The following is a 16,363-nucleotide window of genomic DNA, read 5'->3' on the forward strand; positions in this document are numbered from 1 at the left end:
TCACTGTGTGCCGCCTTCCCTGATCCGGAGTGTGGCCAGTCCCATGCTCGGCACGGGGACCGTGTGCACGCCGGGCGTGAGCACACGACGGCACCGGTCGATGATACGGCCACGGGGGTCGTGCACCGTGATGTCCGCGGCGCGGGAGTCCTCCCCCACCGCCACGGTGAGCCGGTCCGCCGGGGTTCCGTTGACCAGCACGATCTCGTGGTGCCCGGCGGGCCGCAGCGGCACGACGCGATCGCTGTGCACATCGATGACGCACACCCCGTCGGCGGTCGAACGGACCAGCGTGTAGAGCTCGTCGGGTCGCCCGGGTTCGACCGTACCGTCCAGCAGTTGCGGACGCAGACGGCTCCATTCGGCCAGCCAGAACGCGATCGCCTCACGGTGTCCCGCGGGAAGCCGGTCCAGCCGCACCGAGAGCTGCGGCACGGAGTGGAAGGTGCCGATGAGCTGGCGCACCGCGGCCTCGACCGGGGCGGCCGGATCCCACAGCAGCATGTCGGAGTGGACCGCGCCACCGACGGTGAGCAGTGAGGTGTCGATGGTGCGGACCCGGTTGGCGGTGGCGTCCGCCGGGCAGTCGAAGGAGCGCATCATATTGCCGTACGGGGCCATACCGGGACCGGTGTACGGCTGGCGCAGTTCCAGCAGCACGCCGGGGCGGACGGTCTGGAGCGCGCACCTCAGGTCGGCCAGGAGGAGGGCCATCGCCACGCCGACATCCCCGGCGCCGTCGCCCGCGTACACCATGGCCTGGTCGAGGAAGTCCACCTTCAGACCGTCGAGTCCGTGGTCGCGCACCAGGCGTACGCAACTCTCGACGATCCGGGAGCGCACTTCCGGGTGGCGGGGGTCCAGGACGGCTGCGCCGGGGACCGTGGCGGGGCGCGTGGCATACGGTGCCCAGCGTGCGTGGCATGCGGCCCGTGGGCCCAGCAGGAGCGGGGCGATCCAGACCATGTAGCGCAGACCGTATCCGCGCACCCGGCCGACATGAGCCGTGAAATCGGGGAACTTGGCCTCGTCCGGCTCCCAGTCGCCGCAGCCCGCGTAGCCGCGACCGTGGCCGTGGCGTTGCCAGCCGTCGTCCAGGATCAGAACTCCGCAGCCGAGTTCGGCGGCCAGGCGGGCCTGGGTCTCCAGGGAAACCGCGTCCACCTGCTGGTTGAAGGCGTACCAGGTGGAGTAGACGGGTGTGCGTGCGCTGTCGGGCACCGGCAGCGCCGTCACCTCGGCCGTGAACCAGGCGCGCAGGACGCGCAGCGCCGCGGCGACCGACTCCGCGCGCGGTACGAGCAGCAACCGGTGCGGGCCGTCCGACGCGGGCAGATGGACATGGACGACATAGGTGTCGTTCTCCTCCGACACCCCGAACCGCAGGGTGGTCTCCGGGACCGGATCGACGGCCGCGAAGGTCAGCAGAGTGGCGCCGGAGTGGTCGTAGAGGCACCCCGCGGCGTGTCCGTCGACCAGGGAGGCCACCGATCGCCCCTCCCAGTCGGCGAGCAGGGTGCGATGCCATCCCACGCGCGGATGCCAGTATCCGGCGGCGTCCCCGAGCGGTACGGAGAACCGGACCTCGATGGGGGCGCCGTCGGCCCGCAGCCACAGGGTGCTGGGGCCCCCGGACTCCTCGACAAGGTCCCAGGTGACGTCGGCGCCGGGGGCCGGCACTGCGATGCTCACTCCGTCGAGCAGCGGCTCACGGGCCGCGGGAGCAAGCTCCGCGGTGGTGACGGCCTGGTGCGTCGCGTGGGACATGGTCACTCCTTCACGGCACCGGCCAGCAGGCCGGAGACAAAGTGGCGTTGCAGCACGAGGAAGACGACGGCCATCGGCACCGCGGCGACGGCGGTACCGGCGAGGATGGCCCCGTAGTCGGTGTTGTTCAGGCCCTGGAGAGCGGCGAGGGCCACGGGGATGGTGAACGACTGGCTGTCGCGCAGCACGATCAGCGGCCAGATGAAGTCGTTCCACTGGTAGAGGAAGAGGAAGATGGCGAGTGCCGCGAGGGCGGGTTTCATCGGCGGGAGGACCACCTTCCAGAACAGCCGCAGCTCGCCGCAGCCGTCCATCCGGGCCGAGTCGAGCAGTTCGTCGGGGACGGCGGCCATCGACTGGCGCATCAGGAAGATACCGAACGGCAGGGCCAGATTCGGCATCATCACGGCCTGGTAGGTGTTCAGCCACTCCAGCTCCGCCATCAGCTTGAACAGCGGGATCAAGGTCACCTGGACCGGGATCACCAGCCCCAGCATCAGCAGTCCGAACAGCGCTTCGCGGCCCTTGAAGCGGTACTTGGCGAAGCCGTATCCGGCGAGCGTGCACACCGCGCCGGCGCACAGCGTGTACATCGCCGCTATCAGCGTGGAGTTGAGCACCACGCGGCCGAAGGAGGCGGTCCGCTGGAGGGTGTCGAGGTTCTCCGGCAGGTGGCCGCCGGGCAGCAGGGGCGGAGGGCTGTTGAAGATCTCGCGGCTGCTGTGGGTACTGGCGACGATCAGCCAGTAGAGGGGGATGACCACCGCGGCCAGGGTGATGGCGAGCGAGGAGGTCAGCAGGATGCCGTTGCGGCGCTGTGCGGGTCTCACGACTTGTCTCCCAGCACCCGGAACTGGATCAGTCCCAGGATTCCGATCAGGACAGCGAGCACATAGGCGATGGCCGAGGCGTAGCCGAAGTCGAAGTACTTGAAGGCGGTCTGGTAGAGGTACACGCCGATGGTCAGGGTGGCGTTGTCCGGACCGCCTCCGGTGAGGATGTACGGCTCGTCGAAGAGTTGCAGGGTGCCGATGGTGGAGAGGACCGTGGTGAGCAGCAGTGCGGGGCGGAGCCCCGGCAGGGTCACATGCCGGAAGGAGTGCCAGGGCCCTGCTCCGTCCACCGCGGCCGCGTCGTAGAGCTCCTTCGGTACGGTTTGCAGCCGGGCCAGCAGGATCACCGCGTTGTAGCCGGTGTAGTGCCAGGTCAGCGCGAGGCCGATGGAGATCTTCGCCCAGAGGGGATCGGTCAGCCAGGGGATGCCGTCGATACCGAGGTGTTCCAGGGACCAGTTGACCAGGCCGTATTCCTTGTGGAGGAGGACGGAGAAGATGATGCCGTAGGCCACCAGACCGGTGATCATCGGCAGGAAGAACCCCAGCCGGAAGACCGGACGCCCATGCAGCAGCGTTGAGTTGAGCGCGACGGCGAGTCCGGTGGCGAGGGCCAGCATCACCGGGACCTGGACGGCGAGCACCACGGCGGTGTTCTTCAGCGCGGTCCAGAAGAGCGGATCGTCGACCAGCCGCCGGTAGTTCTCGCTCCCCACGAAGGTGTCGGTGCCGCCCACCGACTTGTGGAGGCTGAGCACGAAGGACCAGCCGATGGGGTACAGCTTGAACGCCGCGAAGAGGGCGACGGCGGGCAGGATGAAGAGGTAGGGGGCGATGCGCCCGCGCGGTCGGCTTCTCCTCGCTCGGGCCGCTCCGGCGGGGGCGGTTGCCGTGTGGAGGACCGCGCTCATCGGACGATCTTCCGTCCGGTCTGCTTGCCGAGCCGGTCGGCGGCATCGCCCAGCACCTCGGCCGCGTCGGCGCCCTTGAGCAGCACCTTGGTCTGGGCATCGGTGACCACCTTGAGCGCGCGGGCGTAGTCGGCGGAGTAGTTGAACGCCCGGGAGGGCGCCTGAAGCGCCCTGAGGAAGACCTCTCCTCGCTTCTGTCCGCCGAAGTAGGCGGAGGGCTCGTGGAAGGCGGCGTCGTCGTATGCCTTCATCAGGGCCGGGGCGATGGCCGCGCTCCGGTAGATCTTCGCCTGTGAGGCCGGACGGGTGAGGACGTACTCGACGAAGGACCAGGCGGCGGCCTGGTGGGGGCTGCTGCCCGCGACGGCGAGGTGGGTGGAGTTGACGGTGGCCGAACGGGAGCCGCCGGAGTGGACGGCCGGGGGCAGCTGGACGCGCCATTTACCCTTCTGCTGGGGGACCTCGCGCTCGATGACACCGCCGAACCAGGTGGGCATGGGCTGTACGGCGACGGTGCTCTTCTTCAGCGAGCTCACCATCGTGCTCCAGCCGCCGGAGTAGTCGTCGACCAGCCCGGCGTCGTTCAGCCGCTTGATGATCTTCATGGCACGCACCGCCTCCGGGGAGTCGAGCGTGATGTCGCCGTCGGCGTTGAAGTAGAAGGTGCCCTGGAGCTGGAGGAGCATCTGGAAGAAGTTGGCGGCGTCGGCCTGGGAAGCGGGCTTGTCCATGCCGATCAGGCGGGTGCCGGTCTTCGCCTTGATCTTCTTTCCTGCCTCGATGGCGTCGTCCCAGGTGGCCAGGGAGCCCGCTTCGACACCTGCCCTCCGGAAGAGGTCCTCGCGGTACCAGAAGCCCGCCGAATTGGCCTCCCAAGGAAGGGCGTTGACCCTGCTGCCGTCCGGGGAGACGGTGCGCCACAGGCCGGAGGCGAAGGCCCGGCGGTACTTGTTCGCGCCCAGCTCGCCCAGGTCGGCGAGTCCGTCCGGGAACTTCTCGGTGTAGCCGGGGAGGTAGTCGACGCCGATGTGCAGCACATCGGCGAGCCCCTCGCCTCGGGCCGCCATCGCGGTGGTGATCTTGTCCCAGATGGCCGGGTTCCCGATGTCCTCGACGGTCACCTTGATACCCGGGTGCTTCCTGCGGAACTCCGGCACCAGTGCCTTCAGCGCCTTGGCCGGTTCCTGCCAGCTCCAGACCGTGAGGGAGGCCTTGTTCTTGTCGCCCGCGCCACCGGTCCCGCCGGAGCCGGAGCACGCGGAGAGCGAGGCGGCGGCGGCGAGCGCGCCGCCGAGCCGGAGGAGTCTTCGGCGGTCGATGCCGAGAGGAGTGTTCACGGGCGAAACGTTCATGACTGATCCCTGTCTGCGGCTGCGCGCACAGCTGCGCCGTGGCACGAGAGGTGGTGACAGGAACGTAGTGCTTGCAAAGATTCACTGCAATCTTTCCGCACACTTTATTTTGTTCATTGACGTCGCTAAAGAAAGCATGCTCACACTCATTGCAAGCCAGATGGCCGATTGCTAACGTCGCCGCCCCAAGGGCCGCCCCGGCTCCCGTCCACGCCAATGACGACCGGGAGAAAGAGATGAGACCTTCCCGCTTGTACGTGCTGTCCGCGCTGGCCGCGCTCAGCGCGCTCGCCGTAACGCTTCTACCGACGGATGGGGCGCCCGCCGCGGCCGCCGCGGAAGCCCCACTGACCGTTACCGACCCCGGCTTCGAGCAGGAGGGCGCGGGCTGGACCCTCACCTCCGGTGCGGGGACCGCCACCAACATGCCCCATGGCGGCACCCGGCTGCTCTACCTCGACGAGGGTCCGGACAACAAGGCGTCGCAGACCATCACGGCCCGCCAGTCCGGCACCTATGACTTCTCCGCGTGGATCGCCACCGGAGGGCCCGGCGCCCACTTCACGGCGCGGGTGAACAAAAAGGTCATGGACTCCGTCGCGCTGCCCAGTCGCCCGACGTACGCCCGCTACACCATCAGCCGGGTCGCCCTGAAGCCCGACGACCAGTTGGAGATCGCCTTCGAGTCCGGCGACAGCTGGGTCAACGCCGACGACGTCATGGTGTCGCCGTCGTCCCCGGTGGACCCCACGCTCAGCTCCTCGGACCCGAGGATCGTGGAAATGTTCAACTGGTCGAAGCGGAAGGCCAACAGCTGGGTGCACCTCCCCGGCACCACCGGCCCGTTGAACGTCGACGAGAACCACCGCTCGGGAACCGGCACCGGTACCTACGGCTCGGCCTACTGGGCCGGCTATGCCCACCGCAGCGCGTACTACGCGCGCGACTTCGCCCACCAACTCGGCGGAGCCGCCATCCTCGGGCTGGGCGACGAGAACAAGGCGATGCTCCGCTCCTACGCCGCTTCCTCCACCGCCGAGCACCGCTACTACCCGGTCTGGTCGCTCAACTTCGACACCACCACCGCGCACGCGATCGACTACCACGGCCCCGACGACTTCGTCCGCGAAGTGCCCGCCACCTTCGAACTGGTGGAGAAGGCCAACGAGGCCTACCGCTGGAGCGGCGACCGCGCCTACCTCGACGACACCGCCTTCTGGGACTACTACCGCCACGCGACCAAGGAGTTCGTCGACCTGCACGACGGCACCAAGGACAACGGGAAGGTCCAGGTGGCCGAGGGCACCGGGGAGGGCATCTTCGCCGGGGCCGCCAGCTACAACGAGGAGGGCAACGATCACCTCGCCGAGGGCGGCGACGGCATCGCGGCGCAGTACCAGGCGTACCGCGCGCTGGCGGAGCTCGCCCGCGACAAGGGCGACCGCTCCCTCGCGAAAGCGTCCGCCGCACGGGCCAAGCAGCTCAAGGAGTACTTCAACACCACCTGGAGCGGCGATGGCTCGGGCGCGTCCATGGTGCGCGCCTACCGCACCGATGGCACGGCGGTCACCGGCTGGGGCAAGGAGAACAGCTGGTTCATGCCGATGAAGGGCATCATCGACCCCGGCCCCCGCAACAACGCCTACCTCGACTACATCGACGAGCAGGCGAGCGGCTCGGGCAGGCCCGTGAACATCGAGGCCCTCACCTACCTCCCCGACACCTTCTTCCGGCACAACCGCGCGGACACGGCCTGGAAGTGGATGCGCCACATCTACGACCGGCGGAACACCCAGCACACCGTCAGCCGCCAGGGCCCCAACGGGGATTACCCCGAGGTGTCCTTCACCCTCCTGAGCCAGACGGTCCAGGGGCTGATGGGCGTCGCGCCCGACGCGCCCCGCCATTCCCTGACCACCCAGTCACGGCTGCCCAGCGGGATGGACTGGCTGAAGCTGGACCATCTGCGCATCGGCAAGAGCACCTTCACCCTGCGTCACGACGGCGCGACCTCCTCCACCCTCGCCCACACCTCCGGAGGCGCCACCTACACCTGGGAGGCACGGTTCCCCGGCAAGCACAGCCGGATCACGGTCGACGGGAAGAAGCGTCCCGTGCGCACCAAGAAGGTGGACGGCGCGATCTACACCTATGCCGTTGTCTCCGTGGCCCCCGGAGCGTCCAGCACCGTCCGGGTCGGCTGACCCTCCCCTCCCCCGAACCGCCGCCGCACCGGGTGCCGCTCTCCGGCGCGGCGGCCCGTTCCGCCGGCAGGGGTGCGGCCGCGGGTCAGATCTCGGGGAAGTCCGGCGGCAGGCCGAGTTCCTCGGCGACCGGCCGCCAGATGGCGGCCAGCACGTCGTCCACGTCGACCGTGGGATCCCCCAGCATCAGCCGGATCCCGTATCCGTCGCTCAGCGCCAGTACGGGGGTGCCCAGACGGTCCACGTCGGCCGGGCGGAACTCACCGGATGCCACACCCTGCTCGATCGCTCCGCCGACCCAAGCGTGGAGCTGGGCGTACAGGTCGACGGCGAACACCCGCGTCGTCTCGTCGCGCAGCGACCGTACCCACAGCTCCTGCCACAGGCGCCAGTCCTGGCGGAGTTCGGGGTCGGTGGGCAGCAGGCTGTGGACGATCCTGGCCAGGACGACGGCGGCGGGCGCCGTCGCCCGTCGGGGTGTGCGCCCAGATCACCCCGTGGAACTACCCGCTGATGATGGCGGTGTGGAAGATCGCCCCGGTGCTGGCGGCGGGCAACACCGTGGTGCTCAAGCCCTCCGACACCACACCGCGGTCCACGGTGGCGCTCGCCCGGCTCGCCGCGGAGCATCTGCCACCGGGTGTGCTGAACGTGGTGTGCGGCGACCGCGACGCCGGACGGGCCCTGGTCTCGCACCCGGACGTACGGCTGGTCGCCCTCACCGGCAGCGCACGGGCCGGGCGGGAGATCGCCGCCGCCGCGGCCGCCGACCTCAAACGGCTCCATCTGGAACTCGGCGGCAACGCACCGGTTCTGATACACGAGGACGCCGATCTCGACCACGCGGTCCAGCAGTTGTCGTCGCTGTCCTTCTACAACGCCGGACAGGACTGCACGGCGGCCACCAGGATCCTGGTCCACGAGCGCGTCCACGACGCTTTCGTGGACGCCTTCGCGGGCGCGGTGTCACGGCTCCGCCCCGGCGACCCCGATGACAAGGGCGCCGACTTCGGTCCGCTCAACAGCGCGGAGCATCTGCGCACGGTCCGCGGCGCGCTGGACCGGCTGCCGGTCCATGCCCAGGTGGTGGCGGGCGGTTCCGCCCTGGACCGCCCCGGTTTCTTCCACGAGGCGACCGTGGTGACGGGAGTGCGCCAGAGCGACGAGCTCGTGCAGGGCGAGGTGTTCGGCCCGGTGGTGACCGTCCCGCCGTTCGCCGACGAGGCGCAGGCGCTGCGCCTGGCCAACGCCGTGCCGCAGGGGCTCCCGCCCGTGTGTGGACCCGGGACCACGACCGCGCCATGCGGCGGGCCGGGCCCTGCGCACCGGCATCGTCTGGGTCAACACCCATGGCACCACGGTCGCCGAACTGCCGCACGGCGGTGTCGGACACTCCGGCTACGGGAGCGATCTGTCCATGGGCGGGCTGCTCGACTACACCCAGCCCAAGCATCTGACTGCTGTGAGCCACCGTCGTCCGCGGCCCTGCCCCGCCCCCTCCCCTCGGTACGGCCGCTCACCGAGGGGAGGGGTGGGCCGCGGGGTCGAGGCGGAGCATGGCCTCCTCGTCGGGGGAGCCCGCCGGAGCCTGGTAGACGACCATGCGCTGCCCGCCACTGCGGGCGAGCGTCATCACCTCGAACGACAGCGTCATCCCACCCACCTTCGGGTGCTCGAACGTCTTCATGCCGCCGCCGCGCTCCCGTACCTCGTACCGGTTCCACAGCTCGGCGAACTCCGGTGACTTCAAAAGCAGTTCCCCGACCAGCCGGGCCAGGCGCGGCACATCGGGATCGACACCCCCGACCGCCCGCAGATGGGCCACCGACTGGGCGACCGTCTGCTTCCAGGGGGCGTAGAGGGCACGGCCGACGGGGTGCAGAAAGAGGTACCGGGTGACGTTGCGCTCCTCCGGCGGCCAGTCCCACAGGCCCGGCAGGAGCCGTCGCCCGGGCGGGTTCGCGGCCAGGCAGTAGTTGTAGCTGTCGACGACGTAGGCGGGCATGGGGCGCAGCCGCTCCAGCATCTGGTGGACCGAGTCGCGCACCGTGTCATCGGGGACGGGCCGGGGCTCGGTGAACCGTCCGGAGGCCAGCTCCGCGAGGTCGTGCAGCCGCTCGTGCGCGTCACCGCACAGCCGGAGGGCCCGGCTGATGGCGTCGATGACGGCGGTGGAGGGGTTGGTCTCGCGCCCGCGCTCCAGACGCGTGTAGTAGTCGACGCTCACACCGGCGAGCGTGGCCAGTTCCTCGCGACGGAGGCCGGGCGTGCGGCGGATGCCCGCGCCGGGCGGCAGCCCCGCATCCTCGGGGCTCACCAGGGCGCGCCGCGCCCTGAGGTATCTGCCCAGTTCCGTACCACCGTTGTCATCGCTCATCCGTTCATTGTCTCAGCAGCGCAAGCCCGCTGGGGGGGCGTGGCAGGGCCTGGAACGGGGCTCCCCGGCGAACGGCGGCCTGCCGCGCCACCGGCCCGGCCGACAGAGTAGGCGGTGTCGCGGGACGGCCCCGTCCCCGCGGTCCCAGGGGGTGCACGGCACCGGACCGCGGACGTGGGGGCGGTGTCCGCCCCGCGCGCGCCGTTTCCGCGAAGGGTCTTCCGGGTCGGTCCGGTTCCCGGTCGGGGCGGGCCTCTTCGAAGCCGTCTTCGCTCCCGCCCTTCTCGACGGAGGAGTCATCTGTGAGCGTCACCGCCGGGCACGACCGCGTGCCGTCCCCCGCACCGGGCCCGTTGCCGGCGCCTCCCTCGCGGCGCCGCGCCGTAAACGCCGCCACGGCGGGTACCGGGCACGACGCCGCCGACGGCCGCCCCGGGGCCGCGCTGGTCACCGCTCTCCTCGGCTTCGCCGTCATCGCCGTCGACGTGTCCGCCGTGAACCTCGCCCTGCCCGCCATCCGCGACCGCCTCCACGCCGGGATGTCCGGTCTCCAGTGGGTGGTGGACGCCTACACCCTGATGTTCGCCGCCCTGATGCTCTCCGCGGGCGCCCTCGCCGACCGGGCCGGAGCGCGGCGCGCGTACGGCTGGGGGGTGTCGCTGTTCACACTGGCCTCGCTGGGCTGCGCGCTCGCCCCGGGCATCGGCACTCTGGTGGCGGCCCGGGTCCTCCAGGGCGGCGCGGCGGCCATCGTCATGCCCGCCTCGCTCGCCCTGATCCGGCAGGCCTACCAGGACGCCCGGCACCGGGCCCGCGCCATCGCCCTGTGGACGGTCGGCGGCTCGGTGGCGATGGCGGCCGGTCCCGTACTGGGCGGGGTCCTCACCCAGACGGTCGGCTGGCGTTCGGTGTTCCTGCTGAACCTGCCGGTGGGCGCGGTGATCCTGCTGCTGCTCACTCGGGTGGCCCGCTCACCGCGCAGGCCCGCGCCGCTGGACCTGCCGGGTCAGCTCACCGCTGTGGTGGCGCTCACCGGTCTCGCCCTCGGCGTGATCGAGGGCGGACACGAGGGGTGGACCAGCGCCGTGGCCCTGGGCGGGTTCGCCACCGCGGCCGCCGCGGGTGTGGCCTTCCAGTGGGTGGAGCGACGCCACCGGGCGCCGATGGTGCCACCGGCCATGCTCCGGCGCCCGGAGGTGTCCGTGTCGCTCGCCGTGGGCTTCGCCATCAACGCCGGTTTCTACGGGGTGGTCTTCCTGCTGGGCCTCTACTGCCAGGAGTTGCGGGGCATGTCCGGGGTCGCGACGGGACTGATGTTCGTCCCGCTGTCCGCGCTCATCACCACCACGAACCTCGTCTCCCCTCGGCTGGCCGAACGCATCGGGCGCCGGTCGGTGATCGTCACGGGGCAGGTGATCCTGGCCGTGGCGATGTTCGCCCTGCTGCCGCTCACCGCGGACACACCGCTGTGGCTGGTCCTGCTGCTGCTCGCGCCGACCGGCGTCGGTGGGGCGCTCGCGGTGCCCGCGCTGACCGCCCTGCTGATGGACAGTGTGCCGGGTGAGCGGGCGGGGACGGCGTCGGGCCTGCTCAACGCCCTGCGGCAGACCGGCGGCGCGCTCGTCGTCGCCCTCTTCGGGTCGTTGCTCGCCGCCTCCGGGGACGAGGCGTTCTCGCTCCCGGGAATGCGGGTGGGTCTGGTGGCGGTGGGGGTGCTGCTCTGCGTCACCTCAGTGGTGGCCCGGACTCTGCTGCCGCGCGAGTGAGATGCACGAGGGCCGGATCGTGGTCTGCGGTCCGCCGCGGCACACCATCAGCACCTCCCTCTCGCGGGAGCCGTACGGCATCGAACACCGAGATCCTCGCCGCATCCTCCGACGGCTCACCGGCTATCGTGCCGATGGCGCCCGGCGTCACCCGTCACCTCAGCGTCGGCCGAGGGAACGTGGGGGCTTTCCGTTGGACCCCACCGCATCGAGGATCCGCCCTTGACCCCGTACTCCCTGGCGTTCTACGTGGACGTCGTCACCACCGGCACATTGCTCGGCGTCCGTCCCACCGACTCCCCCGACGGCGTCACCGAGGTCCTCGGGGCGGACTTCGGTGAGAACACCTTCGGCGTCCACGGCATGTGCCGGGACTACGGCCTGGCCCAGTTCTTCTGGGGCCGCGCTTCCGGCGGCTCCACCGGACGCCGCCACGGCCGTGCGGATCGGCACGCTCGCTGCGGTGGATCGTCCGCAGGCCGCAGGTATCACCCAACTCGGCTGTCTCAGCGACGGACACGTCGTACATGTGGCGGCGGCCGGTGGCGGCCGATTCAGCGGCGGGCAGCGGATTCGGGCGTTCCGCACGGTCGGCCGCCGTGGTCGCCCTGCCCTCGGGTACCGAAGTCACCCCCGCCACCGCGGTGTTCCCGGTCGGTGTCACCGTCACCGCCGTCCCACCTCTCGTCACGGCATTCGCCGTCGTCCATCGCCAGCGGCCCGGCAACGGTCTCGTCGCCGCCGGTCTGAAGCGACTGACCGCGCAGCAGGAACCACGCCCCGACCGCCGTCGCGAGCAGCACCACCGCACCCACCCCGCAGGCGATCCGCAGGCCGTCCACGAACGACTCCTGCGCCGAGGCGAGGAGTTCGGAGGCGAGGCCGCGCGGCAGGTGGACGGCCGATTCGGCCGCGCCGCCCAGTGACTCGTGGGCGGCGTCGGCCACGTCCGCCGGTACGCCCGCGGGCGTGGCGAAACCGCGGTAGACACCGGTGACCATAGAGCCGAGGAGGGCGATACCGAGTGCCGCGCCCAGTTCGTAGGCCGTCTCTGAGACGGCGGACGCCGCCCCCGCCTGCTCCTTGGGGACGCTGGAGAGGATCACGTCCGCGGTGACCGTGAAGGAGAAGCCCGCGCCGGCCCCGACGACCAGCAGCACGGCGCCGAGTACCGGAAAGCCGGTGTGTGCGCTCAGGAGGACCAGGGCGGCGAGTGCGACGCCGATGGCCGCGAGGCCACCGGCCACGATCGCGCGGACGGAGTAGCGCCGGGCCGCGGCACCGGCGACAAGCCCGGCCGCCACGGCGCCGAGGGCCGCGGGCAGCTCGGCGAGTCCCGCCTGAAGCGGTGTCCGCCCCTGGACCAGTTGCAGGAACTGCGACAGGAAGAAGACCAGGCCTGAGAGACCCAGAATGGTGAGCAGATCGGCCAGGACGGCGCCGGAGAAGCCACGGTTCTTGAACAGCCGCATGTCCAACAGCGGTGTTCGGAGGGTGAGTTGACGCCTGACGAAGGCCAGCAGCGAAAGCGCGCCGGCGACACCGGCCACGATCGCCACCGCGTCCATGGCGTGTGAGGCCAGCTCCTTGACGCAGTAGACGACGCCGATCATTCCGACGAGGGAGAAGCCGACACTGGGCAGATCCCAGGGCCCGGGGTCGGGGTTCTTCGACTCCGGCAGCAGTCTGACGCCGACGAGGACGAGGACGGCCATCACGGGCAGGTTGATGAGGAACACCGAGCCCCACCAGAAGTGCTCCAGCAGGAATCCGCCGACGACCGGTCCGACCGCCGCGCCCGCCGACGCCGCCGCGCCCCAGATGCCGATGGCGACACTGCGCTCCTTCGGATCGGGGAAGAGGTTGCGGATGAGGGCGAGCGTGGACGGCATCAGTGTCGCGCCCGCGACACCGAGCAGAGCCCGGGTCGCGATCATCATCTCCGGCGAGGTGGCGTACGCGGCCAGCAGTGACAGTCCGCCGAAGGCGGTGGCACCGCCGAGGAGCAGTTTCTTGCGGCCGATGCGGTCACCGAGACCGCCCATGGACACCAACAGGCCGGCGATGACGAACGAGTAGACGTCACCTATCCACAGCAGTTGGTTGCCGGTCGGCTCGAGGTCCTCGCTGAGGTACGGCGTGGCCAGGCCGAGGACGGTCGCGTCGACGGCCACGAGCAATACGGCGAGGATGAGCACCGACAGGGCGAGCCAGCGGCCCGGAGCCCCCTTGGCCGCGCCGGGCCGCGGGGTACGATCCTGACCAGTCTGGCGCTCAGGGGTCTTGCCACTCACTTCTCCACACTCCGAATCATCCCTCCGAGCAGCAGCTCGGAGACCATGTGACCCGCGTCCTTGGACGCGATCCTGCCCTCCTGGACACTCCAGCCAGAGGCGGCGATGAGCGCGTACAGCGCCTCGGTCAGCCAGGCCGGAGTCAGGTCGAACCGGAACAGCCCTTGCTCCTGGCCTCGCCGGAACAGCGCACCCACCTGCTCGTCGATGCGCGCCCAGCCCTCGTCCATGGCGTCGGACTCGTAGAGCTGGTTCTCGCCGTAGAGGAAGGCGAGGAAGCCGGACACCGGCAGCGCCTCGGCGACCAGACGTCGAACCGCGTCGACGGGGTCCCCCTCGTCGATCCGGGCGGCCGTGAGCCGTTCCTCGACGAGCTGGATGCCGAGCACGCCGAGCGCCTGGACGAGTGCGTCGCGTCCGGCGAAGTGCCGGTGCAGGGTGGCACGGCTGATCCCGGCGGACTTGGCGATCTCATCCATGGAGGCCGTGGCCTTGCGGGCGAGCAGCTCGGCGGCGGCACGCAGGACGTGTTCACGATCGACAGACATGAGACAAGAGTAGCCCATGTGAGACATCAATGTCTCATGCGGTACATGCATGGGTCATCACGGAGAGTGAGGACAGTGGGTCGCTGGCCGCCCGGGTGCTACGGACGGTGGAACCTCACCTCGGGGTACGGCGTGGACGGGGTTCGCCGAGCGCCGCCCGTCACCCGACGACCGGGGCAGCCGCATCGTCGTCCTGTCCCAGCGGGGGCGGGAGTTCCCGCGCTCCACCGACAAGACCAGCCGGGGCGTGGATGACGAACTGCCGCACGCGCTCACTCCCGAGGAGTGCGGGGAACTGCACCGCCTCCTGCTGCGGGGTGGCCGAGTCCGAACGCGGCTGTCACCGAGGACGTGGCCGCAGGGCGACCGGCTGACGCCACGGCGGGATCGGCGCGAGCGGCGGCTCGTCCCCGCCTACCGGCGCGGTCGGCTGCACCTCGAGGGCTGACCTCACCACGCCCCAGCCACCAGGGCCCGCCATTCGGACCACCGGCCGGCTCCTTCCGGTGATTGCCGGACGATTCGCGAGCGGAGGGCACGTCGCGGGGGTACGGCGCCTCCGCAGCAGATGCCCCGCACTCGTGAGGAGATCAGCCGTGTACGCAGCCGTCAGACAGTACTCAGGGGTGACCGATCCGGCCGAGGCAGGGCGCCGGGTGAACGAGGGGTTCGTACCGCTCATGCGGGGGATCCCCGGCCTCCTGGCCTACTACTGGGTCGACGCCGGGAACGGTGTCATGGTCTCGACCAGTGTCTTCGAGAGCGAGGCGGGGGCCGAGGAGTCGGTCCAGCAGGCGGCGGCCTTCGTACGGGACAACCTCACGTCACTGCTCCCCAACCCGCCCCAGGTCTTCGCCGGCCAGGTCGTGGCGTCCGCATAGCGGAACCACTCAAGCCGCCGCGCGACGGAAGGCCCCACAGCGATTCATCAAGTGTTGAGGTGCCGTCAACTGCTCCCTCTGTCCGACCTCCTCTACTGTCCTGCGCGGACCCCGTCGTCCGCCCCGGGGCGGCGGGACATCGTCACCCGTGGAGTCAGTGTGAAACGTCGCAATTTCCTGCGCGGAGCAGCAATCGGCACCTCGGCCGCCGCCTTCGGCGGCACCCTCATGAAGGGGGCGGCCTACGCCGCCCCGGCCCAGCCCGGTCCCGGCCCGTACGGCGCGCTGGGCTCCGCCGACGCCAACGGCATCCAGCTGCCCAGCGGCTTCACCAGCCGCGTCATAGCCCGGTCCGGGCAGACGGTCACGGGCAGCTCGTACACCTGGCACAACGCCCCCGACGGCGGGGCCTGCTTCGCTGACGGCAGTGGATGGATCTACGTCTCCAACTCCGAGATCAACCCCGGCGGCGGTGTCGGCGCCGTGAAGTTCAATTCCTCGGGCACCATCACCGGCGCCCACCGTGTCCTGTCCAACACCCGGCAGAACTGTGCCGGCGGCAAAACGCCCTGGAACACCTGGCTGTCCTGCGAGGAGGTCAGCCTCGGCTACGTCTATGAGACCGACCCGTGGGGCGTGAACGCCGCCACCCGCCGCGACGCCATGGGCAGATTCAAGCACGAGGCGGCCGCGGCCGACCCGGTCCGCCATGCCATCTACCTGACCGAGGACGAGACCGACGGCTGCTTCTACCGCTTCATCCCCACCACCTGGGGCGATCTGTCCTCCGGCACACTTCAGGTCCTCAAGGCCGGTACGGGCACCTCCGGATCGTTCACCTGGGGGAACGTCCCCGACCCCGACGGCTCCCCGACCACCACCCGCAACCAGGTCTCCGGCGCCAAACGGTTCAACGGCGGCGAAGGCTGCCACTACGCGAACGACACCGTCTGGTTCACCACCAAGGGCGACAACCGCGTGTGGCAGCTGAACCTCGCCAACAGCACCTACGAGCTGGCCTACGACGACTCCCTCGTCATCGGTGGCAACGCTCCGCTCACCGGTGTGGACAACGTCACCGGCTCCTCCTCCGGCGACCTCTTCGTCGCCGAGGACGGAGGAAACATGGAGATCTGCATCATCACCCCGGATGACATCGTCGCGCCGTTCCTCCGCATCACCGGCCAGTCGAGCTCCGAGATCACCGGGCCCGCCTTCTCACCCAACGGCAACCGGCTGTACTTCTCCTCGCAGCGCGGGACCACGGGCAGTTCCTCGGGCGGCATCACCTACGAAGTGACCGGACCCTTCCGCAGCTGACGGTGGGCCGGGTCTCGGACCAGGCCGAGTGCCTGGTCCGAGACCCCGGACTCCTCGGCCCTCGTGCTCCCTCGTCACCTCGCCGCCATCCCACATCACCCGAACAGGCT

The 16,363-nt window shown here is 70.3% G+C and carries 13 protein-coding genes and 4 pseudogenes; 9 read left to right on the forward strand and 8 right to left on the reverse strand.

The features are described from left to right. Genes HUT19_RS02810 through HUT19_RS02825 form a run of 4 tightly spaced genes read right to left on the reverse strand, consistent with a single transcriptional unit; the run spans position 1 to position 4,848 of the window. Positions 1 to 1,767, reverse strand: a complete 1,767-nt coding sequence (locus HUT19_RS02810; RefSeq protein WP_176178894.1) for an alpha-galactosidase — start codon at positions 1,765 to 1,767, stop codon at positions 1 to 3. A gap of 2 nt (positions 1,768 to 1,769) precedes the next feature. Then, positions 1,770 to 2,597: a carbohydrate ABC transporter permease gene (locus HUT19_RS02815; RefSeq protein ID WP_176178895.1), complete on the reverse strand. Its 828-nt coding sequence runs from the start codon at positions 2,595 to 2,597 to the stop codon at positions 1,770 to 1,772. Further along, entirely contained in the window at positions 2,594 to 3,511 is a 918-nt protein-coding gene (locus HUT19_RS02820) for a carbohydrate ABC transporter permease (protein ID WP_176178896.1), read from the reverse strand. Before HUT19_RS02820 ends, HUT19_RS02815 begins: the two co-directional genes overlap by 4 nt. Beyond that, positions 3,508 to 4,848 carry an ABC transporter substrate-binding protein gene (locus tag HUT19_RS02825; protein WP_254885404.1) on the reverse strand — a complete coding sequence of 447 codons (1,341 nt, stop codon included), beginning with the start codon at positions 4,846 to 4,848 and terminating at the stop codon, positions 3,508 to 3,510. The genes HUT19_RS02820 and HUT19_RS02825 overlap by 4 nt, the downstream gene beginning before the upstream one ends. A 251-nt stretch (positions 4,849 to 5,099) precedes the next feature. On the opposite strand from HUT19_RS02825, the gene HUT19_RS02830 reads away from it, so the two are divergent. After that, positions 5,100 to 7,067, forward strand: a complete 1,968-nt coding sequence (locus HUT19_RS02830; RefSeq protein WP_176178898.1) for a hypothetical protein — start codon at positions 5,100 to 5,102, stop codon at positions 7,065 to 7,067. 85 nt (positions 7,068 to 7,152) lie between these two features. Here the strand turns inward: HUT19_RS02830 and HUT19_RS02835 are convergent, their stop codons facing one another. Next, positions 7,153 to 7,512: a TetR family transcriptional regulator C-terminal domain-containing protein gene (locus HUT19_RS02835; RefSeq protein WP_176186405.1), complete on the reverse strand. Its 360-nt coding sequence runs from the start codon at positions 7,510 to 7,512 to the stop codon at positions 7,153 to 7,155. Between the two features lie 71 nt (positions 7,513 to 7,583). Here HUT19_RS02835 and HUT19_RS02840 point away from each other — a divergent pair. Both HUT19_RS02840 and HUT19_RS44180 read left to right on the forward strand, forming a co-directional pair. After that, positions 7,584 to 8,273 (forward strand): annotated as a pseudogene (locus HUT19_RS02840) (aldehyde dehydrogenase family protein); the annotation flags it as partial. A gap of 70 nt (positions 8,274 to 8,343) precedes the next feature. Further along, a pseudogene (locus HUT19_RS44180) lies at positions 8,344 to 8,460 on the forward strand (hypothetical protein); the annotation flags it as partial. 123 nt (positions 8,461 to 8,583) lie between these two features. Here HUT19_RS44180 and HUT19_RS02845 read toward each other — a convergent pair. Continuing rightward, positions 8,584 to 9,444, reverse strand: coding sequence for a helix-turn-helix domain-containing protein (locus HUT19_RS02845; RefSeq protein ID WP_176178899.1), 861 nt, complete (start codon positions 9,442 to 9,444; stop codon positions 8,584 to 8,586). A gap of 302 nt (positions 9,445 to 9,746) precedes the next feature. On the opposite strand from HUT19_RS02845, the gene HUT19_RS02850 reads away from it, so the two are divergent. Both HUT19_RS02850 and HUT19_RS42735 read left to right on the forward strand, forming a co-directional pair. Then, positions 9,747 to 11,210 (forward strand): MFS transporter, encoded by a 1,464-nt coding sequence (locus HUT19_RS02850; protein WP_254885405.1) that lies wholly within the window; start codon positions 9,747 to 9,749, stop codon positions 11,208 to 11,210. A gap of 222 nt (positions 11,211 to 11,432) precedes the next feature. Beyond that, a pseudogene (locus tag HUT19_RS42735) lies at positions 11,433 to 11,618 on the forward strand (hypothetical protein); the annotation flags it as partial. Positions 11,619 to 11,764: 146 nt separating this feature from the next. On the opposite strand, the gene HUT19_RS02855 reads toward HUT19_RS42735, so the two are convergent. Continuing rightward, on the reverse strand, positions 11,765 to 13,408 hold the full coding sequence (locus tag HUT19_RS02855) for an MFS transporter (RefSeq protein ID WP_254886111.1): 1,644 nt from the start codon (positions 13,406 to 13,408) through the stop codon (positions 11,765 to 11,767). A 92-nt stretch (positions 13,409 to 13,500) separates the two neighbouring features. Further along, entirely contained in the window at positions 13,501 to 14,052 is a 552-nt protein-coding gene (locus tag HUT19_RS02860; protein WP_254885406.1) for a TetR/AcrR family transcriptional regulator, read from the reverse strand. A gap of 139 nt (positions 14,053 to 14,191) precedes the next feature. Between HUT19_RS02860 and HUT19_RS42740 the strand changes: the two are divergent. From HUT19_RS42740 to HUT19_RS02875, 4 genes and pseudogenes are all read left to right on the forward strand, one after another. Continuing rightward, positions 14,192 to 14,287 (forward strand): annotated as a pseudogene (locus HUT19_RS42740) (MarR family transcriptional regulator); the annotation flags it as partial. 12 nt (positions 14,288 to 14,299) lie between these two features. Continuing rightward, the gene (locus tag HUT19_RS02865) at positions 14,300 to 14,500 is read left to right on the forward strand and encodes a hypothetical protein (protein WP_176178902.1); all 201 of its coding nucleotides are present in this window, start codon (positions 14,300 to 14,302) and stop codon (positions 14,498 to 14,500) included. 178 nt (positions 14,501 to 14,678) lie between these two features. Beyond that, positions 14,679 to 14,933, forward strand: coding sequence for a hypothetical protein (locus HUT19_RS02870; protein WP_254885407.1), 255 nt, complete (start codon positions 14,679 to 14,681; stop codon positions 14,931 to 14,933). 159 nt (positions 14,934 to 15,092) lie between these two features. Then, positions 15,093 to 16,253 (forward strand): alkaline phosphatase PhoX, encoded by a 1,161-nt coding sequence (locus tag HUT19_RS02875; protein WP_176178904.1) that lies wholly within the window; start codon positions 15,093 to 15,095, stop codon positions 16,251 to 16,253. Positions 16,254 to 16,363 lie beyond the last annotated feature (110 nt).

It is taken from the genome of Streptomyces sp. NA02950 (assembly GCF_013364155.1).
GTDB lineage: Bacteria > Actinomycetota > Actinomycetes > Streptomycetales > Streptomycetaceae > Streptomyces.

Bases quoted from the DNA above. Each gene is read 5' to 3' on its own strand.
- HUT19_RS02810 (WP_176178894.1), bottom strand. From the start codon at position 1,767: ATGTCCCACGCGACGCACCAGGCCGTCACCACCGCGGAGCTTGCTCCC.
- HUT19_RS02820 (WP_176178896.1), bottom strand. From the start codon at position 3,511: ATGAGCGCGGTCCTCCACACGGCAACCGCCCCCGCCGGAGCGGCCCGA.
- HUT19_RS02830 (WP_176178898.1), top strand. From the start codon at position 5,100: ATGAGACCTTCCCGCTTGTACGTGCTGTCCGCGCTGGCCGCGCTCAGC.
- HUT19_RS02845 (WP_176178899.1), bottom strand. From the start codon at position 9,444: ATGAGCGATGACAACGGTGGTACGGAACTGGGCAGATACCTCAGGGCG.
- HUT19_RS02860 (WP_254885406.1), bottom strand. From the start codon at position 14,052: ATGTCTGTCGATCGTGAACACGTCCTGCGTGCCGCCGCCGAGCTGCTC.